This is a genomic window from Sphingomonas tabacisoli (assembly GCF_042678385.1).
Taxonomy (GTDB): Bacteria; Pseudomonadota; Alphaproteobacteria; order Sphingomonadales; family Sphingomonadaceae; genus Sphingomonas_B; species Sphingomonas_B tabacisoli.
In genome coordinates, this window is the sequence record NZ_JBHUDY010000001.1 from 1659441 (window position 1) to 1680936 (window position 21496).

The 21496-nt window shown below is 65.7% G+C and carries 18 protein-coding genes; 10 read left to right on the top strand and 8 right to left on the bottom strand.

Annotated elements, in window-relative coordinates; all coding sequences use genetic code 11:
• Positions 1–8 precede the first annotated feature (8 nt).
• Positions 9–2033 (bottom strand): lytic transglycosylase domain-containing protein, encoded by a 2025-nt coding sequence (locus tag ACFSCW_RS08635; protein WP_380888440.1) that lies wholly within the window; start codon positions 2031–2033, stop codon positions 9–11.
• A 65-nt stretch (positions 2034–2098) separates the two neighbouring features.
• Here ACFSCW_RS08635 and dapA point away from each other — a divergent pair, with 65 nt between their 5' ends.
• Both dapA and smpB read left to right on the top strand, forming a co-directional pair.
• On the top strand, positions 2099–2977 hold the full coding sequence (gene dapA, locus ACFSCW_RS08640; protein ID WP_380888441.1) for a 4-hydroxy-tetrahydrodipicolinate synthase: 879 nt from the start codon (positions 2099–2101) through the stop codon (positions 2975–2977).
• A 116-nt stretch (positions 2978–3093) separates the two neighbouring features.
• Positions 3094–3576, top strand: a complete 483-nt coding sequence (gene smpB / locus ACFSCW_RS08645; protein ID WP_380888442.1) for an SsrA-binding protein SmpB — start codon at positions 3094–3096, stop codon at positions 3574–3576.
• Here the strand turns inward: smpB and ACFSCW_RS08650 are convergent.
• Positions 3573–4019 carry a GFA family protein gene (locus tag ACFSCW_RS08650; RefSeq protein WP_380888443.1) on the bottom strand — a complete coding sequence of 149 codons (447 nt, stop codon included), beginning with the start codon at positions 4017–4019 and terminating at the stop codon, positions 3573–3575. The two genes, smpB and ACFSCW_RS08650, sit on opposite strands and share 4 nt — an antisense overlap.
• The gene (gene argJ, locus ACFSCW_RS08655; protein ID WP_380888444.1) at positions 4016–5239 is read right to left on the bottom strand and encodes a bifunctional glutamate N-acetyltransferase/amino-acid acetyltransferase ArgJ; all 1224 of its coding nucleotides are present in this window, start codon (positions 5237–5239) and stop codon (positions 4016–4018) included. Before argJ ends, ACFSCW_RS08650 begins: the two co-directional genes overlap by 4 nt.
• Before the next feature lie 38 nt (positions 5240–5277).
• Between argJ and ACFSCW_RS08660 the strand changes: the two genes are divergently transcribed.
• The 4 genes from ACFSCW_RS08660 to ACFSCW_RS08675 all read left to right on the top strand — a co-directional run bounded on the left by ACFSCW_RS08660 (position 5278) and on the right by ACFSCW_RS08675 (position 10705).
• Positions 5278–5631: a hypothetical protein gene (locus ACFSCW_RS08660; protein ID WP_380888445.1), complete on the top strand. Its 354-nt coding sequence runs from the start codon at positions 5278–5280 to the stop codon at positions 5629–5631.
• A gap of 75 nt (positions 5632–5706) precedes the next feature.
• Entirely contained in the window at positions 5707–8430 is a 2724-nt protein-coding gene (secA, locus tag ACFSCW_RS08665; RefSeq protein ID WP_380888446.1) for a preprotein translocase subunit SecA, read from the top strand.
• A 107-nt stretch (positions 8431–8537) separates the two neighbouring features.
• Positions 8538–9284 (top strand): sulfite exporter TauE/SafE family protein, encoded by a 747-nt coding sequence (locus ACFSCW_RS08670; protein WP_380888447.1) that lies wholly within the window; start codon positions 8538–8540, stop codon positions 9282–9284.
• Entirely contained in the window at positions 9281–10705 is a 1425-nt protein-coding gene (locus ACFSCW_RS08675; RefSeq protein WP_380888448.1) for an APC family permease, read from the top strand. Before ACFSCW_RS08670 ends, ACFSCW_RS08675 begins: the two co-directional genes overlap by 4 nt.
• Here ACFSCW_RS08675 and ACFSCW_RS08680 read toward each other — a convergent pair.
• From ACFSCW_RS08680 to ACFSCW_RS08700, 5 genes are all read right to left on the bottom strand, one after another.
• Complete coding sequence (locus ACFSCW_RS08680) at positions 10628–12028, bottom strand: hypothetical protein (protein ID WP_380888449.1); 1401 nt, start codon at positions 12026–12028, stop codon at positions 10628–10630. The two genes, ACFSCW_RS08675 and ACFSCW_RS08680, sit on opposite strands and share 78 nt — an antisense overlap.
• Positions 11998–12816, bottom strand: coding sequence for a 16S rRNA (adenine(1518)-N(6)/adenine(1519)-N(6))-dimethyltransferase RsmA (gene rsmA, locus ACFSCW_RS08685; RefSeq protein ID WP_380888450.1), 819 nt, complete (start codon positions 12814–12816; stop codon positions 11998–12000). Before rsmA ends, ACFSCW_RS08680 begins: the two co-directional genes overlap by 31 nt.
• Positions 12813–13835, bottom strand: a complete 1023-nt coding sequence (gene pdxA / locus ACFSCW_RS08690; RefSeq protein ID WP_380888451.1) for a 4-hydroxythreonine-4-phosphate dehydrogenase PdxA — start codon at positions 13833–13835, stop codon at positions 12813–12815. The genes rsmA and pdxA overlap by 4 nt, the downstream gene beginning before the upstream one ends.
• The gene (locus tag ACFSCW_RS08695; protein WP_380888452.1) at positions 13822–15156 is read right to left on the bottom strand and encodes a peptidylprolyl isomerase; all 1335 of its coding nucleotides are present in this window, start codon (positions 15154–15156) and stop codon (positions 13822–13824) included. The genes pdxA and ACFSCW_RS08695 overlap by 14 nt, the downstream gene beginning before the upstream one ends.
• 68 nt (positions 15157–15224) lie before the next feature.
• Complete coding sequence (locus tag ACFSCW_RS08700; protein WP_380888453.1) at positions 15225–17465, bottom strand: LPS-assembly protein LptD; 2241 nt, start codon at positions 17463–17465, stop codon at positions 15225–15227.
• A 157-nt stretch (positions 17466–17622) separates the two neighbouring features.
• Here ACFSCW_RS08700 and ACFSCW_RS08705 point away from each other — a divergent pair, with 157 nt between their 5' ends.
• From ACFSCW_RS08705 to ndk, 4 genes are all read left to right on the top strand, one after another.
• On the top strand, positions 17623–19074 hold the full coding sequence (locus ACFSCW_RS08705; protein WP_380888454.1) for a leucyl aminopeptidase: 1452 nt from the start codon (positions 17623–17625) through the stop codon (positions 19072–19074).
• Positions 19075–19179: 105 nt separating this feature from the next.
• Positions 19180–19776: a PEPxxWA-CTERM sorting domain-containing protein gene (locus tag ACFSCW_RS08710; RefSeq protein WP_380888455.1), complete on the top strand. Its 597-nt coding sequence runs from the start codon at positions 19180–19182 to the stop codon at positions 19774–19776.
• A gap of 24 nt (positions 19777–19800) precedes the next feature.
• A complete protein-coding gene (locus ACFSCW_RS08715; RefSeq protein ID WP_380888456.1) occupies positions 19801–21021 on the top strand; it encodes a glycosyltransferase 87 family protein in 1221 nt (406 codons plus the stop codon).
• Positions 21022–21070: 49 nt separating this feature from the next.
• Entirely contained in the window at positions 21071–21493 is a 423-nt protein-coding gene (gene ndk, locus ACFSCW_RS08720; RefSeq protein WP_380888457.1) for a nucleoside-diphosphate kinase, read from the top strand.
• The last annotated feature ends 3 nt before the right edge of the window (positions 21494–21496 follow it).

Here is a 21496-nt window from a genome sequence, read left to right on the forward strand (position 1 = left end):
AGGGGAACTCACCCCCGCGTGCTCTTCCCCAGATACGCACTCAGCAGCGCCGGGCCGCGCATCGTCGCCTTTTCCGGGTGCAGCGTGTCGTAAACCACTGCATTCTCCAGCACGCGCTGCACGTAATTGCGCGTTTCCTGGAACGGGATGTTCTCGATCCACTTGACCATGTCGGCGCCGGGATACCGCGGGTCGCCATAGGCGGCGATCCACTTGTTCACATTGCCCTGGCCGGCATTGTAGGCGGCGATCGCCAGTGGGTAATTGCCGCCATTATAGGTCAGCAGCCGCTGGAAATAGGCGGAGCCGAGCTGGATGTTGTAGCCGATGTCGCTGGTCAGCGCTGTGGTGTCGTAGCTGAGGCCGCTCTTGCCGGCCTGCTCGCGCGCCGTGCCGGGCATGAGCTGCATCAGCCCGCGCGCGCCGACGCGGCTGACGGCGGCGCGGTCGAACTGGCTTTCCTGGCGCGCGATCGCGTGGACGATCGTGGTCCAGGCTTCCTGTCCCTGCGGCATCTTCACTTGCGGATAGCCGGCGCGGACATAGTCGCTGGCGCCGTTCAGCCGTGCGTTGCGGCCGACCATGACGGCAAGGTCGGGGCGGCCGATGCCCTGCGCCAACTCGGTCGCCAGCGCATGATCCGAATCGCTCTCGACGCTCGCCGCGATCGCCCGGATGAACAGGCTCTGCGTCTGCCAGTCGCCCTGCTGGCCAAGGGCGCGCGCGGCCCGTACGATCTCTCGCTGGTTGAAGGCCACGCGTTCGCTCGAGCTCGGCGTCGTCGCGCCGGCGGTGCCCGGCGGCGGGATCGGCCGGCCGAGCCGCTCGAGCGCGAGCTGTCCGTAATATTGATCCGGGTGCGTCGCCGCCATTTCCCAATAGCGGCTGGACTCCTCGGTACGGCCCGCCGTCTGTGCTGCCCGCGCGGCCCAGTAAAAGCCCTTAGCCTGGGTCTGCGGTGACTTGGCGGCGTTGGCGTAGCGCACGAACATGGCCGTAGCATCCGCGGCGCGGCCCGAGTTCAGCGAGGTCCAGCCTGCCAGCCAGGCGATGCTCGTATAATCGTCGCGCTCGCCGAGCGGACGGTCGCGCACGACGGTGCCGGGCGCATAGGTCTGATCGAGCAGTTGAGCGATCCGGTAAGCCGAAACATTGTCGCCCGCCGCGCTGGCCGTCTTGGCAGTCGACAGCAGCAGCTCGAACCAGCGTTCGACCTCGGCCGGACGGCCGCTCAGCGTGCGCGGCTGGGCGAGCCAGGCGCGCGCTGCATCGGGCGAAGCGGCGCGGAGCCACATCGCCTTGTCCGCGACGAAGCCCGCATCGGCCTGCCAGGAGGCGGGCAAGCTGTCCGCGACCATCTGCGCGTCGGGCGCATTGGTGCGTAGCGCCAGCCGCGCCTGGAACAGCGACCGCTTCGTCATCGACGTCAGCGCAAGCTGGGTCTGGGCGGCGCTGGTCTTGCCCGCCCAGAGTAGGCGGTCCATCCGCTCGTCCTGGTCGACGGGCGTGAACTGCGATCCGAACCGGCCGGAAATCAGCGCGTCGTCGGTCGGCGTCAGCGAACCGGAGGTCCAGGCCTTGCGCGCCGCATTCAGGGCATCGACTGGCCGGCCTGCGGAGGCCAGCGCCTCGGCATAGCGCGCCTGGCCGGTGTTGGTCAGCGGCGGGAATCGGTCGAAATAGGCGATCACCCGCATCGGCGAGATCGAATCGGGCGCGAGCGCACGTTCCGCCGCACGGCGCATCGCCGTCTCGCCGGGCCAGCCCGGATGCGCGATCAGGAAGTTCGCATAGCTGTCGAACGGCATCGTGTCCGTTTGCCGCAGCGCGTTCCATTGCGGGATCGCCGCGACGACCGGATCGCCCACGTCATAGGGCGCCTGCGGAGCCGCGGGCTGGGTTGAAACCAATGCTGTCGGGTCGGCGATGACGGCCGTCGCCGTGCCGAGTAACAGGGCCGAAGGAAGTATGAGCCGTTTCACCATGCTGGACAGGTTAGACGCCTGATCCTTATTGGGCGGTGAACCGGCCATAAACGCTCCCCGTACTTGGTCGATCATCATGCCTGAATCCGCGATTCGGGTGAAGGAGCAAATGCATGTTTTCCGGCTCGATTCCGGCTCTTGTGACGATTTTCCGCGACGGAGCGATTGACGAGGCGGCCTTTCGCGCGTTCGTCGATTGGCAGGTGCGCGAAGGCAGTCACGCGCTCGTGCCCTGCGGCACGACCGGCGAATCGGCGACTCTTTCCTATGACGAGCACTACCGCGTCATCGATCTGTGCATCGAAGCGGCGGCTGGGCGCGTGCCGGTGATCGCCGGCTGCGGCTCGAACGATACGGCGACCGCCAAGCGCCACATGGCGCACTCGAAGGCGGCGGGCGCGGCGGCGGCCCTGGTCGTGATGCCCTATTACAACCGGCCGAACCAGGAAGGCATGTACGCTCATTTCGCGGCGCTGGCCGAAGCGAGTGACTTGCCGATCATCCTCTACAACGTACCCGGCCGCACGGTCACGGATATGACGGTCGACACAATGGGGCGGCTATCGGAGATTCCGTCGATCGTCGGCGTGAAAGACGCGACCGGCAATGTCGCCCGCGTGACGGCGCAGCGGCTCGCGTGCGGCAAGGACTTCGTCCAGCTTTCCGGCAACGACGACATGGCGTTGGGCTTCATGGCGATGGGCGGGGTGGGGTGCATTTCCGTCACCGCCAACGTCGCGCCGCGGCTGTGTGCAGATTTCCAGAACGCGTGCCTCGCCGGCGATTGGACGAGGGCGGTGGAGCTGCAGGACCGGCTCTATCCGCTCCACGCCGCCTTGTTCAGCGACGCCTCGCCGGGGCCGACCAAATATGCGTTGAACCGGCTGAAGCCGGAACTTTCGGCCGAATTGCGCCTTCCGATGACCCCGCCTTCGGAAGCCAGCCGCCGCGCGGTCGATGCGGCGCTGAGGCATGCAGGATTGATACCATAAAACTCGGTTCGGCCTGAGCTTGTCGAAGGCCTCCCTTCTTCTATCTTCGACGCCGTTAGGGAAGGGAGGGCTTCGACAAGCTCAGCCCAAACCGAATTGAAAGACTAAAGCACAAGATGGCCCGTCCGCGTCCGACCGAGTTCGACAAGAAGAAGATCGTCGCCGAAAACCGCCGCGCGCGGTTCGACTATTTCATCGACGAGGTGTTTGAGGCCGGCATCGTGCTGACCGGCACCGAAGTGAAGTCGCTGCGCTTCGGCGAAGGCTCGATCGCCGAAAGCTATGCCGAGGTGAAGGACGGGGAGGTCTGGCTGATCAACTCGAACGTGCCCGAGTTCAGCCACGGCAACCGCTTCAATCACGAGCCGAAACGGCCGCGCAAATTGCTGCTGAAAGAACGCCAAATCAATAAGATGCACGGCGCCGTCGCCCGTGAGGGCATGACTCTCGTGCCCCTGTCGATATACTTCAACGAAAAGGGCAAGGCGAAAGTCGAACTCGCCCTCGCCAAGGGCAAGAAGGCGCACGACAAGCGCGACACGATCAAGGAACGCGATTGGAAACGCGAACAGTCCCGCCTGATGCGCCAGCACGGCTAGGTAGCGTCGGGCGGCTCGGTTCCCTCAAGCCCTCGGGTATCCGGTCGGAAGCGATCGTGGCGGGGCAGAGCGTCGCCCGGTTCGGCCCAAGGGATGCGACTCGCGTAGAAGATGTGGAAACCAGGCGCGAGCCGCGCCGGTTCGTCCAAAGTGGCGATGCTGAAGTCGATCGTCTCAGGCTGGTGATTGACGGACATGTAGAGCGGCGTCCCGCACTGCGTGCAGAAGCGCCGATGGCCGAAGCTGCTCGATTCGACCCGGCCCAGCGCATCCGCGCCCTGTTCGATCTTCAGGTCGCCGGCCTTCACGCTCGCGAACGCCATCGCAGGGCTGCCCGAGTTGAGCTGGCAGGTCCGGCAATGGCACCAGCCGGCATCGAACGGCTCGGACAATAGCCGGTAGCGCACCGCGCCGCACAGGCATCCACCCGTCCAGTCGGTCATGACCGGTAATCCGCGTTGATCGAGATATAGCCGTGGGTGAGGTCGCAGGTCCAAACGGTGGCGCGGCCGGCGCCCAGACCCAAGTCGACGCCGATCTCGATCTCTTGCCCCTTCAGGTGCTGTGCGACCGGCGCTTCGTCATAGCCCTCCACTGCACAGCCATTGCTGGCGACGATGGTGTTGCCGAAGCGGATCGAGAGCTTGTCGCGCTCGGCCGGCTCACCCGCCTTGCCGACCGCCATTACCACGCGGCCCCAATTGGCGTCCTCTCCCGCGATGGCGGTCTTCACCAGCGGCGAGTTGGCGATGCTCATCGCGATGCGGTGCGCGCTGCCATCGGTGATGGCGCGGGTCACCTGCACCTCGATGAACTTGGACGCTCCTTCACCGTCGCGCACGACCTGGTGCGCCAGATCGAGGCAGAGCGCATCCAGCGCCGCCGCGAACGCATCGGCGCCGGGATCGTCGAACGAGGCGAGGGGGGCGTTGCCCACCTTTCCCGTCGCGAAGGCGAGCACCGTGTCGGACGTTGAGGTGTCGCCGTCCACCGTGATGCACGAGAAGCTGCGGCGATTGGCGTGGTTCAGCAATTGCTGGAGAAAGCCCGGCTCGACCGCCGCATCGGTGAAGATGAAGCCGAGCATCGTCGCCATGTCTGGCGCGATCATGCCTGAGCCTTTGATGATGCCGACCAGAGTCACGGCGCGGTCGCCGATTACAGCGCGTTGCACCGCGCCTTTCGGGAAGGTGTCGGTCGTCCCGATCGCTTCGGCCGCATCGAGCCAGCCGCATTCGGCAGCGCCGAACGCCCCGTCCAGCCCTGCCTCCGCCTTGTCGATCGGCAGCGGCACGCCGATCACGCCGGTCGATGCGACGAACACGTCCGATGGTTGGCAGCCGAGATGCGCCGCCGCCCGTGCCGCAAGCGCCTCGACCGCTGCGCGCCCGCGGTTGCCGGTGAAGGCGTTCGAGTTGCCGGCGTTGACGACCAGCGCGCGCGCCGATCCCAGCGTCAGCGCCTTGCGGCACCATTCGACTTCGGGAGAGGCGCATTTGCTGTTGGTCAGCACGCCCGCGACGCTCGTGCCTTCGTCCAGCGCGACGAACGTCAGATCGCACCGATCCCATTCCTTGTAGCGCGCCCGCGCGACGGCCGGGCGGGCGCCGGCAATCGGGGGAAGCAAAGGAAACGGGACGGCGAGGGGCGAGCGTTCGGTCATGGCCGCGCGATACTCACCTCGCCCGGCGGATGCCAGACGTGGTTGATGTGCGCGCGGACCAGTGGACGCGGGCAAAAGCCGACACTATGTCACCCCGGTTGTCGCATATTTCTCGGTTGAACGGATTTCGTTTGCGTTTGCTGCTGCACATCCTGGCGCTGATTGCGGGCTTTACCGGCTTGGTTGCCGGTCCGGCCTCCGCGCGCGTCAGCGAACCGGCAGTGATCGCAGCCGCGCTCTCCGGCAACATCGAGCAGGCGACCGAATCGCGTACCGCCCGGCGGGCGATGCCAGCCGCGGAAAATCCGTTCGATATCAAGGCGCAAGGCGAAGCGGCTCAGCCGGTCTTCACGCCCCAGCCGCACCCGGTCGACGAGCGCAGGATCGAATAGCGCGCTTTACGCGTCTCACATTTTCGCCGGGCGCCGCGCGCGCTCGTCACGCATCTCTATCTGATAGGTATTTCCATGCTCGGCGCAGTCGCCAAGGCCATTTTCGGGTCTTCGAACGAACGTTACGTCAAGTCTCTCCAGCCCATCGTCAATCGCATCAACGGCTTCGAGACCAATATCTCGGCGCTGACTGATGACGAGCTGAAGAACCAGACCGTCCTTTTCCGCGAGCGGCTGGCGAACGGCGAGAGCCTCGATTCCATCCTGCCTGAAGCGTTCGCCACGGTGCGCGAAGCGGCGAAGCGCACGCTCGGCCAGCGCCATTACGACGTTCAGCTCGTCGGCGGCATCGTCCTTCACCGCGGCGAAATCGCCGAGATGCGGACCGGCGAAGGCAAAACCCTGGTGGCGACGCTCGCCACCTATCTGAACGCGCTGCCGGGGAACGGCGTTCACGTCGTCACCGTCAACGACTATCTCGCCAAGCGCGACGCCGAGTGGATGGGCCAGATCTATCGGTTCCTCGGCCTCACCGTCGGCGTGATCGTGCCCAACCTGACCGATCTCGAGCGCCGCGAGGCCTATGGAGCGGACATCACCTACGGCACGAACAACGAATTCGGCTTCGACTATCTGCGCGACAACATGAAGTACGAGCGCACCTCGATGGTGCAGCGTCCCTTCAACTTCGCGATCGTCGACGAAGTCGACTCGATCCTGATCGACGAAGCGCGCACCCCGCTGATCATTTCCGGCCCGACCGACGACAAGTCCGAGCTGTACAAGCAGGTCGACGCGGTCGTGAAGCAGTTCGTGCCTGAGGATTACGAGCTCGATGAGAAGCAGAAGTCGATCATCCTGACCGAGGACGGCACCGAACGGGCCGAGCGGATGCTGGAGGCGGCCGGGCTGCTCCAGGGTGATAATCTCTACGATTACGAGAACACGCAGGTCGTCCACCACTTGAACCAGGCGCTGCGTGCCAACGTCATGTTCAAGCTGGATACGGATTACATCGTCAAGGACGGCAAGATCGTCATCATCGACGAATTCACCGGCCGCATGATGGATGGCCGCCGCTGGTCCGACGGCCTGCACCAGGCCGTCGAAGCAAAGGAAGGCGTCAATATCGAGCCTGAGAACCAGACGCTCGCCTCGATCACCTTCCAGAACTATTTCCGCATGTACCCCAAGCTCGCCGGCATGACCGGCACCGCGGCGACCGAAGCGGGCGAATTCCACGACATCTACAAGCTGAACGTGGTCACCATCCCGACCAACCTGCCGGTGCAGCGCGTCGATGAGGACGATCAGTTCTTCAAGAATATCAAAGACAAATTTGGCGCTATTGCCAAGTCGATCGAAGAGCATAGCGGCCGCGGCCAGCCGGTGCTGGTCGGCACCGTCTCAATCGAAAAGTCGGAGCTGTTGAGCCAGTATCTCCGACAGCTGAACGTCCCCCACAATGTGCTGAACGCCCGCTTCCACGAGCAGGAAGCGCATATCGTGGCGCAAGCCGGCCAGCCCGGCGCGGTCACGATCGCGACCAACATGGCGGGCCGCGGTACCGACATTCAGCTCGGCGGCAACGTCGAGTTCCGCATCGAAGACGAGCTGTCGAACCTGCCCGAAGGCCCCGACCGCGACGCCGCGATCGCGCGCATCAAGCGCGAGGTCGAGGAATCAAAGCGCAAGGTGATCGAGGCCGGCGGCCTGTTCGTGCTCGGCACCGAGCGGCACGAGAGCCGGCGCATCGACAATCAGCTCCGCGGCCGCTCAGGTCGTCAGGGCGATCCGGGTCTTTCCCGCTTCTACCTCTCGCTCGACGACGACCTGCTGCGCATCTTCGGACCGGACACGATGTTCGCGAAGATGATGAACTCGAACCTGGCCGACGGCGAGGCGATCGGCTCGCGCTGGCTGAACAAGGCGATCGAGACCGCTCAGAAGAAGGTCGAGGCGCGCAACTACGACATCCGCAAGCAGCTGCTCGAATATGACGACGTCATGAACGACCAGCGCAAGGTCATCTACGAGCAGCGCACCGACATCATGGACTCCGACACCCTGGAAGAGGTGGTCGAGGACATGCGCCATGAATCGCTGAACGTGCTGGTCGGCGAGGCCTGCCCGCCCAACACGTACCCCGAGCAGTGGGACATCGAGGGGCTGAAGACCCGGGTCCGCGAGAATCTGGCGGTCGAGATTCCGATCGAGGACTGGATCCAGGAACAGGCCGTCGATCCCGAGATGATCGAGGAGCGGCTGCGCACCATGACCGACGAAGTCATGGCGGCGAAGGCGGCGGAGCTGGAGCCTTCGACGTGGATGCAGATCCAAAAGAGCGTGCTGCTCCAGTCGCTCGACCATCACTGGAAGGAGCATCTGGCGACGCTCGACGCGCTGCGTCAGGTCATCCACCTGCGCGCCTACGCCCAGAAGACGCCGATCAACGAGTATAAGCAGGAAGCGTTCGCACTGTTCGAGCGGATGCTCGAAGCGATCCGTGAGGACGTGACGCGGGTGCTCGCCCATGCCCAGTTCATGGCCGCCCCGCCCGAGCTGCCGCGCATGCCGGAGTTCGTCACCACGCACATCGATCCGCTGACCGGCGACGACAACAGCGCCGACATGGACGGCCTCGTCACGATGACGCTGCCGCCGCTCCAGATCGCGCAGCCGCAGATGGCGGAAGAGCTGGGCGACGATCCCGCCGGCTGGGAAGGCAAGGTCAGCCGCAACGCGCCGTGCCCGTGCGGTTCGGGGCAGAAATACAAGCACTGCCACGGGGCGCTGTAACTTCTCCCCTCCCGCTTGCGGGAGGGGCTAGGGGTGGGCTTGTCCAACCCCGCGCATTGGGGCCCAGGTTTGCCCTCCCTCGACCCCTCCCGTAAACGGGAGGGGAGATGGTCGTCCTCGCTCTCCTCTTCGCCGTCACCGCCGCGCTCTACGCCAGCGTCGGCTTTGCCGGCGGCTCGACCTATAACGCACTGCTGGCGCTGGCAGGCGTCGACCACCGCGTTTTCCCGGTCATCGCGCTGGTCTGCAACCTGATCGTCGCGACCGGCTGCACGATCCGCTTCGCGCGCGCGGGGCTGGTGCCGTGGCGGCGGCTGCTGCCGCTGCTTGCGCTCTCTGTTCCCGCCGCATGGATCGGCGGCATGCTGCCGGTCCCCAAACAGCTCTTCCTCTGGCTGCTTGGCGGGTCGCTGCTAGTCGCCGCCATTCTGCTGCTGCTCCAGCGCGAGCGTGAGATGGAGCCGCACCGTGCAACCTTTGTCGGACCCGCCGTCGCGGCGCCGATCGGCCTGCTATCCGGCATCGTCGGCATCGGCGGCGGTATCTTTCTGGCGCCGGTGCTGCACCTGATCGGCTGGGATCGCGCCAAGCGCGTCGCTGCCTCGGCCTCGGTCTTCATCCTCGCCAACTCGATCGCCGGCCTGGGCGGGCAACTCACCAAGCTGTCCGGCCATCCCGAGCTGGTCAAAGCCGCGACTGCTTATTGGCCGCTGGCGCTGTCGGTGCTTGTCGGCGGCCAGCTCGGCAGCCGTGCCGGCGTACAGATCCTGCCCGCCGTCTGGCTTCGCCGCCTGACCGCGCTGCTGATCCTCTACGTTGCGGTCCGTCTGTTGATCCAGGCCTGGGGCGGTTGAGTTTCAAGCGCTCGCTAGGCGTTCCCGGCGTCCTGTTCCTGACGCTGTCCGCGACGACGCCTGCCTCGTCGGTGTTCGTGATCGTGCCCGAAATGCTGCACGAAGCGGGGAGCGGCGCACTGGTCGCGATGCTGCTGGCAGCCATCGTCTGCGTCGCGACGGCCTATGTCTATGCCGAGCTGTCCTCGGCGTTTCCCGTCGCGGGCGGCGAATATGTGATGGTCGGCCGCACGCTCGGGCCGCTCGCCGGGTTCGTCATGCTTGCGGTGAACCTCGTCAACAACCTGCTGTTCCCGGCGGTCATCGGCCTCGGTTTGAGCGATGTGCTCTCCGGCATCCTGCCGGGCCTGCCGGTGATCCCGACCGCCGTCGCGATGGTCGCGGTCTCCACCTTGGCGGGCGTGCTGCACATCCGCCTCAACGCCTGGATCACCGGCGTCTTCCTCGTCATCGAGCTGCTCGCCCTGGCCACGATCGTCATGCTCGGTGTGGCGGAGCCGGTGCGCAGTTTGTTTACGGCACCACTCACGGCAGTCGGTGCGGGACTCGCACCCGCTTCGCCGGTCAGCATCGGCCTTGCCACCACCGCCGCGATTTTCGCGCTCAACGGTTATGGCCTCGCTGTTTATTTCGGCGAGGAGATGCACGAGGCCTCGGCGAGGATCGCGCGGGTGGTCCTGGTCGCTGCTGCGCTGACCATCATCGTGGAGGTGATCCCGTTGGCCGCTGCCATTGCCGGCGCGCCCTATCTGCATCGCCTGTTTACCGAAGCGGACCCGTTCGGCTGGTTCGCCCGGACGCGCGGCGGCGATTGGGTCGCCGATGCGTTGGCCGTCGCCGTCGCGCTTGCCATCCTGAATGCGGCGATCGCGGGGATTCTCGCCTATGCCCGCTTCTTCTATTCGACAGGCCGCGACGCGATCTGGGGCAAGGCTCTGGACCCGTGGGTCACGAACATCCACCCGCGCCTTGGCTCCCCCTGGATCGCGACACTCGCTGTCGGCGCGGTGAGCTGCGCCGCCTGCTTCGTGCCGCTCCGGCTGCTGCTCGTGCTGAGCGGGGCGGGGATCGCCGTCACCTATCTCGGCATTGCGCTCGCCGCGATGGTCGGCCGCCGCACCGGGGCGACGGCGCATGCGGACTATTGCATGCCCTGGTTTCCGATCGCGCCTTTGGTCACCATTGCGGCGCTTCTACTCGTGTTCTGGGCGAGCTGGCTGGACACTGATACCGGCCGTCCGGGCCTGATCGCCACGGCAGCGCAGATGGCGCTCGCGGCCGTTTATTATCTGTTGGTCCTCCGCCGGCGTGGCGAATGGGTGATCTTCGGCGGCGAGGCGGCGTCAGCCGGCCAGCCGCGCGGCCGCGCAGAGCAGGGCGACGAAAGCGGGCGGGGCGCCGAGCTTCAGCCATCTCCCTAGAGGTACGCGCCGCTGCACCATCGCATCGGCGGCAAAGGCGAGCGCAAGGCCGGCCGCGATGATCGTCCATAGATGGTAGCGCATCTCAGCCGACACGCTGGTCGGGAAATAGCTCAGGCCATACAGCAGCGCCGACGCAGCCAGCGGCAAAGCCGTTCCCTCCGGCCAGGCCAGCAGAACGCCCAAAGCCAGCGCCATCCAGACGATCGGCCAATTGAGCGGCGTCGGGGCAGCGGCGAGTGCCGCGCCATCGATCCAGCGCTGCGCCACTGTTCCCGGAATATGAAAACCCCAGTCGTTGGGCGGCGCATCCTTCGGCACCGGCCGGTCGATGGCGATGTCGTCCGTCACGAACAGCCGCGCATTGATGTTGTAGTGCCCGGCGCGGTGCTGGAGATAGGCGAGCGGATGCGCCGCGATCGCGCTCAGCCACCAGCGCACCGGGCTTTGGTGCGTGTCCTGAAACGCGTCGTCGATATCGTAGAAAGTGATCGGGCAGGGATCGCGCGCCCAGAAGCTGTAATTGTCCCATTTGACCGGTGAATAACAGCGCTGGTTGACCGCGACAGGATTGGCGACACCGGTGTCCGGAAACTGGTTCTCGCCCGAAAAGCGGGTGATGCCGCTCAGGTCGAAGATGATCAGGGACAACTCCACCCCGCTGCGCTTGGCGCCGAGCAGACGATTGGCGACGGGCATTGCGGCGACCAGAACGGCGAGGCCGACCAACGTCGAAAGTATAAATCTAGGAAGGGTCCGGATTGCCGATGCAGGTAGAAGGGCAAGCAGCAATGGCAGACAGGCAGGCCAGGCGTTGAAGCGCAGCGTGGCGGCGAACACGAGGAGGCCGATACCGATCGCAGTCGCCCAAAGTCCGAGCCGCTCGCGCCAGACGATGAGCGCCGCCGCCGAGAGTAGCGCGCCCGCCATCAAGCTGTCCTTCAGGATCGCCCCCAGCAACGCGAGCGGCACGGGGAGGAGAGCGACGGCGAAGACGCCGGCGAAAGAGATGTGACGCCGTTCCTTCAGGCACCAGGCGGCGAGCCCAAGAAAGCCACCCCAGAACAGCACGAGCTGGACGATCAGCATCGGCGCGGTACCCGGCTGGATCAGGATCAGCTTGCTCCAAAGCCATTCCATCACCGGCGGGTGCCAGTCGTCGTAATCGCCGGACAAAGCCTGATCGTATTGCCGGATCGAATCCCAGGTGATCAGGCCCGGCCAATAGCCGGCGATCTGCACTGCGATCGGCAGCAGGAACAGCGCGAGCGGCGCGAAGCGATGCCGCACCGTCACCCCAGCGCCCGGGCGAGTTCGACCCATTCCGCGACGCTCACCGTTTCCGCACGCCGCGTCGGATCGATGCCGAGCCGCTCCAGCGCCTCCGCTGCGCCGGGCACACTCTTGAGGCTCTGCCGCAGCATCTTGCGGCGTTGGCCGAACGCGGCGGCCGTCAGGCGCTCGAGCACAGCGACGCGCACTCCCTCGGGCTGCAGAGCGGGCACGATGTGCACCACCGCGCTCATCACCTTCGGCGGCGGCGTGAAGGCGGAGCGGTGCACGTTCATCGCGATCCGCGCAGTCGATCGCCACTGAGCAAGCACCGCCAGCCGTCCATAGGCGTCGGCGTCCGGCGCAGCGACGATCCGTTCCGCGACTTCCTTCTGGAACATGAGCGTCAGCGACTTCCACCAAGGCGGCCAGGCTTCGCTGGTCAACCAGCCGACCAGCAATGCCGTTCCGACATTGTAAGGCAGGTTCGCAACGATGTGCCCCGATCCGCCCAGCTCCGCCTCGGCGTCGATCTTCAGCGCGTCGCCTTCGATAACCTGCAACTGTCCTGGCGCCCACTCCGCAAGCTCGCCCAGCGCCGGCAGGCACCGGGCATCGCGTTCGACCGCTATCACCTCGGCGCCAGCCCGCAACAGCGCGCGCGTCAGGCCCCCGGGGCCGGGCCCCACCTCCAGCACGCGCTCGCCATGCAGCGAACCCGGAATCCGGGCGATCCGGTCGAGCAATTGCTCATCGAAAAGGAAATTCTGCCCGAGCGCCTTGCTGGCGCTGAGGCCGTGTCGGGCGATCACCTCCCGAAGCGGGGGGAGGGGGCTCAAGCCGGGCAGGACTCCGCCTTGCGCTGCACGACCGCTTGCGCGGCGAGCTGGATCGCGGCGATCGTCGCGCCGGGATTGGCTTCGCCCCGGCCGGCGATGGCGAAAGCGGTGCCATGGTCGGGAGCCGTACGGACGATGGGGATGCCCAGCGTCATGTTGACACCCTCGTCGAAATAAAGCGTCTTGAGCGGGATCAGGGCCTGATCGTGATAGAGGCAGATCGCCGCGTCATAGCCGGCGCGCGCGCGGGCGTGGAACATGGTGTCGGCGGCGAGCGGGCCGAATGCGTCGATACCTTCCTCGCGAAGCTCGGCAATGGCCGGCGCGATCAGGTCCATTTCCTCCGTGCCCAGCGCGCCATTCTCGCCGGCATGCGGGTTGACGCCGGCAAAGGCGATCCGCGGATTGGCGATGCCGAAGCTGCGCTGCAGGCCGCGCGCCGTCGTGCGCGCCTTGGCGACGATTACTTCGATCGAGAGGCTGTCCAGAACCGCGCGCAGCGGCATGTGGGTCGTCACCGGCACGACACGGAGGTCGGGCCCGGCCAGCATCATCACCACATTTTCGGGCGCGATGCCGCAGCGTTCTGCGACGAACTCGGTCTGGCCGGGATGCGTGAAACCGATCGCGTAAAGCTGCGATTTCGCTACCGGGCCCGTCACGAGCGCGGACGCCGCGCCCGAACGAGTCATTCCGGTCGCGACCTCAAGTGAATCAAGCGCGCAGCGTGCGCCTTCCAGATTGGGTTCGCCCGGCACGATCTCCGCGCCGTCTTCGACCGAGAGCAAGGGCAAGGCGCGATCGAAGACCTGCAGTGCCTCACCAGGAGCAGTGATCCGCTGCACCGGCCCGGCCCAGACCGCCCCGATCGAGCGCTCGTCGCCGACCGCAAAGAAAGGCGGCAGGCCTTCCTTATCGCGCGCAAGCCATGCCTTGACGGTAACTTCAGGGCCGATGCCCGCCGGATCGCCCAGCGCAACCGCGAGCGGCGCGTCGGTCCAGGGGTCAGCGATAGTCAACCACCGCGTCCCGGCGCAGGTCGCGGAGATACCGCCGCGCGCGCATGTTGACGCGCTGCTCCTCCAGCTGTGCCATGATCGTCTCGGCATTGGCGCCGGCAGCCGCCTGCGCATCGTCGCGGCCGCAGATCACCAGCACACGCACGCCTTCCCGCGCCGAACCAAAGGGCGGGCTGGCCTGACCGACCTGCAGGTTGACCATCATCTCCTGAAGCTGCGGCGGCAGATCGCGAATCTTGACCTGATCGTTGTCGACCATTTCCGCACCAAGCTGTTCCGCGACTTTCTGCGCCGATCCGCAGCCGGCGATCGTCTTGGTGGCGTTGGCGAACTGCGTCGCTTTCTCTGTTGCCTGCTGCTGCGTCGTGCCTTCCGGGAAGCTGATGGCAAGCTGACGCAGCGCCAGTACCGCGTCGCGCGGATCGGCGGTCAGCACCTGACGCTTGTCCATCAGGTAGATCATCGAATAGCCGCCGGGCACCTGGATCGGGCCGGCAAGCTGGCCGACGCTCATGTTGCGCGCCTCGTTCGCAAGCGCGTCGGGAAGCTGCTCCGGCCGCACCCAGCCGAGATCGCCGCCGACCGCCGCCGTCGAGGCTTCGGAGAATTGCCGCGCATAGGCGACGAACGATCCGCCCTGCTTGATCGCGTCGATGATTTTGCGCGCGTTGGCGAGGGCGGCCTCATTGGTCTCTGGCGTCGCGGACAGGAAGATCTCGCCCAGATGGACTTCGGTCGCGCCCTTGGACGCGTTCAACCGGTCGACGATGCCTTGCACCTCTTCCTGGCTGACATTGACGAACGGCTGGACCCGGCGCTGCAACAGGCGGTTCCAGGCAAGCTCGCCTTCGATCTGGCGCTTCAGCGATTCGTCCGACGAGCCGATCTGCTTCAGATACGCCGACATCTGCTCCGGCGTGCGCTTGAAGTTGCGCGAGACGCGGGCAAAGCTGTCGTCGATCTGCTGCTTGGTGATGTCGATCTTGTTGCCCTTGGCTTCCTGGATCTCCAGCACTTCGTCGATCAGGTTGCGGAGCACTTGGTTGCGCAGCCGCTCCAACTCCTCGGCCGGCACCTTGCCGCCGTTCGCGGCGACGATCAGCGCCAGCCGCTGCTCGACGTCGGTGCGGGTGATGATGTCGCCGTTGACGACCGCGGTGGGCTTGCGGAGCGCCGGGTCATTCTTGCCAAACACGACGACGTCGGCGGGGATGTTGAGGCCATTGCCGGCGTCCGGGTCGGTCTGGGCAATCGCGGCGCAACCCAGCGCCGCCAGCGGCAACAACGCCCAACGTAACGGGCGGAAATGAGCAATCGTCACGATTTAGACCATTCCGATCATCAAAAAGGGAATAACGCCATACTGCTTCCGGGCGGCTGAACGGGGGCTTAGCGGCCCAGGTTCTTGAATGAAAGCCTCAGCAGGAAAGTATTGCCTTTCCGCGCGTCACCCGTGTTCTGGTAATCCCGACGCCAAGTCAGGCCAAGGTCCAGACAGTCGTCGGTATAGGCGATGCCGATGCGGTGCCGAATCGGTTGAAAGCCGTCGGCGGTCGAGAGCGGGTCTTCCTTCTTGTCGGTCAGGTCGATGATCGCGGAGCCGAATGCCGACCAGTAGCGGCCGATCTGCACCCGGCCGCCGGCGCGTAGCTCCTCGCGGTCGCGCAAATCCTCGATCGAGGTGTCGATATCGCGATTGAGTTTTAGATAGCCAAGCAGGACATAGGTCTGCCGCGAGCCGATCGTCGCGTCGATCTCATTGCGCCGGAGCGCAAAACTGTCCTTGTCGATCCGGTATCGGTGCGTGACCGAGACGAAGTCGCGGAACCGTACCGTCGTGCGGCCGACGATATCGGACAGCCTGCCGGACAGTCCGACGCCGTTCGGAAAAATCTCAGGCCGGCGGGAGAGCCGGTAGCTCTGGCCGATATTCGCGTCGACAGTGATGCCGGGCAGCGCCAGCCCATAGTCGACGCCGTAAGTGACGCGTGCGCCGTCCTCGAACCGGTCGTAGCCGGGGAAGCGATTCAGCGCGAACAGGTTTGAGTCCTCAAGCTCGATCGCGCGCGCATCCTCGTTTGGGATCGCAAGGTTGCGGATCGGCGGCGTCGCGACGAACTGCAGCCGCGGCGTGATCCGTTGGGTGCCGCTGTCGCCGACGGAGCCGATCAGCGGCCAGCGGATATCGACGGCCAGAGCGCCGATCGCACGGCTCTGCCAGCCTGGATTGCCGCGATAGAGCACCGTCGGCGACAGCGCATTCTCGTCGGAATGATAGACGTCGCCGCGGCCAAAGGCCGTGAACGTCACTTCCTGTCCCCAGGGCGTGAGCCGCCTCAGGTCCCAGCGGAAGCTCGCAAAGGCGCGCTGCGTGTCCTGTCCATCCGTGCGCCCAATGGCGAGCGTGTTGAGCTGCACCTCGACACGGCCGCCGAGCAAAGGATCGTTGAAACGGCGGCGATAGTCGACCTCTGGAACCGCGATCGGCTGCTGCCCTTGCGAATCGTTGATCCGCAACGTCTGCGTCGCCCAGCCGGTCACCGAGAAATAGCTGTCGTCGCCGATCCGCTGTACCCGGATCGTCGAGCGCAACCGATCGTCGCGTGAAATGTCATAGCGGCGCAGGAACGTGCGGTCGGTCGTGAGACGTATCGAGCCGCTAATGTCCCAATTGGGATCGAGCTGGAAGCGCCCGCTGGCGTCGAGATAGCCGCGCAGGCTGCGGTCGGATGTGGTGCCCGGATTGATCGTCGCCGGCTGCTTGCGGCTGTCGGTGATCATGCCGCTGATCTGATAGGCGCCCGTGCTAGTCAGCGCCCGATATTGCGCTTCGATCGCCGGTAGCACGTCGCTGTAGATGTGCGGCGTCAGCGTCAGATCGCGATTGGGCGCGATCTGGAAATAATAGGGGAGGACGAATTCGAGCCCGTTTACGCGGCTGAACTTGATGTCCGGCACCAGCACGCCGCTGCCGCCCTGATTGCCCGTCGGGTTCGAAAGCAGCGGCAGGGGCAATGTCGGCAAGCCGAACAAATGCAGCCGGGCGCCTTTATAGAACACGCGCTGCCTCTTGGTGTCGTAGACGACCTTGACCGCTGTGATCTTCCAGCTCGGCTCCTTCGGACAGCCGCTCGAGTCGACCACCGAACATGCGGTGTAGGCAGCGTTGTCGAGCGTATAGACGTCGCCGCTCCGCGCGCCCTTGTCGGCGGCGAGACGCCCGCCGCTTTGGAGCACGATCAGCAGGTTCTGCACCACACCATCGCGCAGCGTGTCGGTGAGCTGCACCGAATCCCCATAGGCGACATCGCCTTGTGGGTTCGCGACGGCGACATTGCCTTCGGCGCGAACTTCGCCGGTCTTGCGGTTCCAGGTGACCTTGGCCGCGCGCAGCCGATTGCCTTCGCGGAACATCCGCACGTCACCGCTCGCGACCACGGTATCGGTCTCATTGAAATATTCGAGCTGGTCTGCGGTAAAGTCGACGACTTGCTGGTCGGCAGGCGCCGGAGCGGGGTTCGCTTGCGGTGGCGGGGGCGCGACCGGACGGTTCTGCAAGTCCTGCGCGCTCGCCGCAGCGGACCAGCAACAGGCCACACTTGTGAGCCAGATCAACCGCTTCGCGTTCACGCTAACCCCAAACCACCCTGAAAGTGCTGCGCCGTCTGGCTTTGCTTTGCGGCGCCTATCGCACTCAAGCTCGCACGCTGCAAATCGTTCCGGTCTTGCCCGTGCCGCCGAGAAGCCTAAGGGCGAAGGCAAGTCACGTTCTTATCCGGGATTCATCATGCAAGTGCGTTTTGCTGCTGCTCGCCCCCAGGGCTCCTACGATCTGGCGCTGGTGGCGCCGCAGAACGGCGAGGTTGCCGGCTTGCCGTCCGCCTATGCCGGCCTCGCCCGCGACGCCATGCGCGCCGGCCGTTTCGAAGGAGAGGCGGGGTCGATCGTCGAGCTTTTCGTGCAGGAGGAGGGCGCCACTCGTCGACTGCTGATCGTCGGTACCGGCAAGGGCGAGCCTGCAGACTATGAAAAGGCTGGCGGCGCACTGGTAGCGCGGCTGCTGACGTCCGGCACCGAAAACCTGATAGTCGAGTTGAGTGGGGCAAATGCGTCCGCCGAGGCTGCGGCGCGGCTGGCGGCCGGCGCAGCGCTGCGCAGCTGGCGGATCGATACCTATCGCACCAAGCTACCGCCGAAGCAGGCGCCGACACTGAAGGATGTGGTGATCGTCGGTGCGGATGGCAGCGGCTGGGATCGCCAGCGGGCGATCGTCGAGGGCGTCGGCCTGACGCGCGAACTGGTCTCCGAGCCCCCCAACGTCCTCTATCCCGAGAGCTTCGTCGAGCGCTGCCGCCACCTTGCCGATCTCGGCGTCGAGATTACGGTGCTGGGCGAGGACGAGATGCGCAAGCTGGGCATGGGCGCGCTGCTGGGCGTCAGCCAGGGCTCGGCGCGCGAAGGCCAGCTTCTGGTCATGCGCTGGGACGGCAGCGGCGGCGCGCAGAAAGAGCCGGTCGCCTTTGTCGGCAAGGGCGTGACCTTCGACACCGGCGGCATCTCGCTGAAGCCCGGCCCCGGCATGGAAGACATGAAGTGGGACATGGGCGGAGCCGGCGCCGTCGCGGGCGCGATGAAGGCGCTCGCCGGGCGCAAGGCGAAGGCGCATGTCGTCGGCGTGTGCGGTCTGGTCGAGAACATGCCCGACGGCAACGCACAGCGGCCGGGCGACATCGTCACTTCCATGTCCGGGCAGACGATTGAGATTCTCAATACCGACGCCGAAGGGCGGCTGGTGCTGTGCGACGCGCTCACCTGGGTGCAGCGCACCTACAAGCCGAAGACCATCGTCGATCTGGCGACGCTGACCGGCGCGATGATCATCAGCCTGGGGCACGAACAGGGCGGCATCTTCTCCAACGACGATTCGTTGGCGGACCAATTGATGAAAGCCGGCAAGGAAGTGGGCGACAAATTATGGCGGATGCCGCTTGGCGACGCCTACAACAAGCTGATCGACAGCCAGATCGCCGACATGAAGAATGTCGGCCCGCGCGAGGCAGGGTCGGTCACCGCGGCGCAGTTCCTGCAGCGCTATATCGAGGACGGCGTGCGCTGGGCGCACCTCGACATCGCCGGCATGGTCTGGTCGCAAAAGCCCGGTGCGCTTTGGGACAAGGGCGCTACCGGCTACGGCGTGCGCCTGCTCGACAAGTTCGTCGCGGATAATTTCGAAAGCTGATATTTCCCAGAAGCTTCCGCCCGGGTTTCGCAGGAACGGGAACCCGGGCCGAGGGTTGTGCGCGAGGCAGCCGCGCGCGATGCGGCTGCGAACAGGGAGCGCATAATGGAAATGGGGAAATTGGCTGCAGTCGCATTCGCTCTGCTTGCTACGCCCGCGATGGCGGCTCCGACCACGCTGAAGCTGGTCGGAACGGTCACGCAGCAGCAGAACCCGGGCACGGACCCGAACTTCGCACTTGGCGATACGGTCACCGTCACGTTCAACTACGATCCGGCGACGCAGCCGGTCGACCCGTTTCACGGCACGGGCAGACTGTGGTTCAACAGGTTCACGCCCGCATCGGTGTTTTCGATCGACACCAGCCGCGGACTGCAATGGACGGCGATCTATGAAACGCAGGACGAGGGCGTGTTCCTCGACCCGGCCAATCCGCTGTCGTTCTCGGGACATTTCAGCAAGCTGACCTCGAGCCTGCCCGACATCATCTTGAAAGGCGATGGCTCGTTTTCCATCCCGGGGCTCAGCCAGTCCGGAGCGCGCTCGCTGGGTTTCGCAGGAACGCTGGCGGTCGCAGGCGTGCCTGAGCCGGCAAGCTGGGCGCTGATGATCGGCGGGTTCGCGGCGGCAGGAGGCGCCATTCGGCGTAAGCGTTCCGGTTCGACGGCGCAGCTAACCGTCACCACGGCCCGACAGATTTAAGCGAAATATCAAGCTGTGCCGGTCATGGCTGCGGCCGTGACCGGCGCAGTGACCAACAGCAAGGCCGTCCCTCTGGGCGAGGGCGGGTTTTCGCGCGCCCTCGTTGCGGCGGTGATCGTCGGTCTGGCCGCTGCTCTGGTCTTCCAGACTTTCTCGGACAATTACCCGTTCGATCTCGCCTATTTCACGACGGCGGGCCGGATGTGGGCAGCTGGCCTCGATCCCTATGGCCCGGCGTTCGCGGATCACGGCGCGCCCTATATCGCGCCCAACGCCGCGCTCTGGGCCTATCCGCCGCAATGGTGGGCGCCATCAGTCGCGCTGGGCCTGCTCGACAACACGGCCGCGGTGATCGTCTGGAAGCTGCTGAACCTCGGCGCCTTGGCCGCCGGCACGATCCTGCTCCACGATGCCGTCCGGCCTCGAATGCCGATTGAGGCTCTCGATCTGTTGTTCGCGGCGCTCTTGCTGACGGCGGACGCGACCCGCATCACCCTGCATCTCGGCCAGACCAGCCTGTTGGTGCTGCTCGGCTTCGCGTTCTTGATTCACGGGCTACGCTTCGGCGGAGAAAAGCGGAAAATCGCCGGCCTCTGCTTGCTGCTGCTGAAACCGCAGTTCGGGCTGCTCTTCCTTCTTTTGACGCTAACGTTGCCGGGAGCTCGTCACGCGGCGCTGATCGCTGTTGCGCTCTCAGCCTCGGCCTGTCTGCCCGTGCTGGCGACGTTCGGCGTCGGCGGCACGGTCGAAAGCGCGCAGCATTTCCTCGCAAACCTCGGCGCCTACGCGGACCTCACCTGGAATCGGCCGGGCGAGCTGACGGGTATTTCCTTTGCCGCGGCGATGCTGGGTCTTTCGGCTCCGTCGCCGTTGGCCTGCGTCGCCGCAGCGGCAGGACTGGCGCTTTGGCTGTGTCGCGAGCCTTCGGACCGAACAGGCGTGCGGCTCTGCGTCGTCGGCCTGGCTTGCCTCTACGCCATCGCGCCGCTGCACCCCTACGACATGGCGCTGATCCCGTTCTTCCTGCTCCTGCTGCCGCGCCTTTCGGTCGCAGCCGCCATCGTGCTGACCTGGCGCACGAGCAGCGTCGCGTTCGCGCTGCTGGGCACGCAGGCGGGCGCTGCATTCCCGGGCATCTTCACCGCTTCGCTGATCCAGGCCGGCGCTGCCACCATCGCCGTCGCGCTGCTGCTCGCCGGCGTGATCGTCGGGCGCCCGCTTGCGTCGGACGCGCCCGCCCGCTAACGCGCCCCCACTTTTTTCCGACAACCATTATATACGGAGCCTCTCGGCCATGGCCGTCACGCGCACCTTTTCGATCATCAAACCCGACGCCACTCGCCGCAACCTGACCGGCGCGGTCACCAAGATGCTGGAGGAGGCCGGCCTGCGCGTCGTCGCCTCGAAGCGCATCCGCATGACGAAGGAGCAGGCCGAGGGCTTCTACGGCGTGCACCGGGAGCGGCCCTTCTTCAACGACCTTGTGACCTTCATGATGTCCGGCCCGGTCGTCGTGCAGGTGCTGGAAGGCGAGGACGCCGTGAAGCGCAACCGCGACGTCATGGGCGCGACCAACCCGGCGAACGCCGAGCCCGGCACGATCCGCAAGGAACTTGCCGAGTCGATCGAGGCGAACTCGGTCCACGGCTCCGATTCGGACGAGAACGCCGCGACCGAGATCGCTTTCTTCTTCAAGCCGGAAGAAATCGTCGGCTGAACT

Coding starts and splice junctions, on each gene's coding strand:
- ACFSCW_RS08635 (WP_380888440.1), bottom strand. CDS start 2,033: ATGGCCGGTTCACCGCCCAATAAGGATCAGGCGTCTAACCTGTCCAGC.
- dapA (WP_380888441.1), top strand. CDS start 2,099: ATGTTTTCCGGCTCGATTCCGGCTCTTGTGACGATTTTCCGCGACGGA.
- smpB (WP_380888442.1), top strand. CDS start 3,094: ATGGCCCGTCCGCGTCCGACCGAGTTCGACAAGAAGAAGATCGTCGCC.
- ACFSCW_RS08650 (WP_380888443.1), bottom strand. CDS start 4,019: ATGACCGACTGGACGGGTGGATGCCTGTGCGGCGCGGTGCGCTACCGG.
- argJ (WP_380888444.1), bottom strand. CDS start 5,239: ATGACCGAACGCTCGCCCCTCGCCGTCCCGTTTCCTTTGCTTCCCCCG.
- secA (WP_380888446.1), top strand. CDS start 5,707: ATGCTCGGCGCAGTCGCCAAGGCCATTTTCGGGTCTTCGAACGAACGT.
- ACFSCW_RS08670 (WP_380888447.1), top strand. CDS start 8,538: ATGGTCGTCCTCGCTCTCCTCTTCGCCGTCACCGCCGCGCTCTACGCC.
- ACFSCW_RS08680 (WP_380888449.1), bottom strand. CDS start 12,028: ATGGGTCGAACTCGCCCGGGCGCTGGGGTGACGGTGCGGCATCGCTTC.
- ACFSCW_RS08705 (WP_380888454.1), top strand. CDS start 17,623: ATGCAAGTGCGTTTTGCTGCTGCTCGCCCCCAGGGCTCCTACGATCTG.
- ACFSCW_RS08710 (WP_380888455.1), top strand. CDS start 19,180: ATGGAAATGGGGAAATTGGCTGCAGTCGCATTCGCTCTGCTTGCTACG.
- ACFSCW_RS08715 (WP_380888456.1), top strand. CDS start 19,801: ATGGCTGCGGCCGTGACCGGCGCAGTGACCAACAGCAAGGCCGTCCCT.
- ndk (WP_380888457.1), top strand. CDS start 21,071: ATGGCCGTCACGCGCACCTTTTCGATCATCAAACCCGACGCCACTCGC.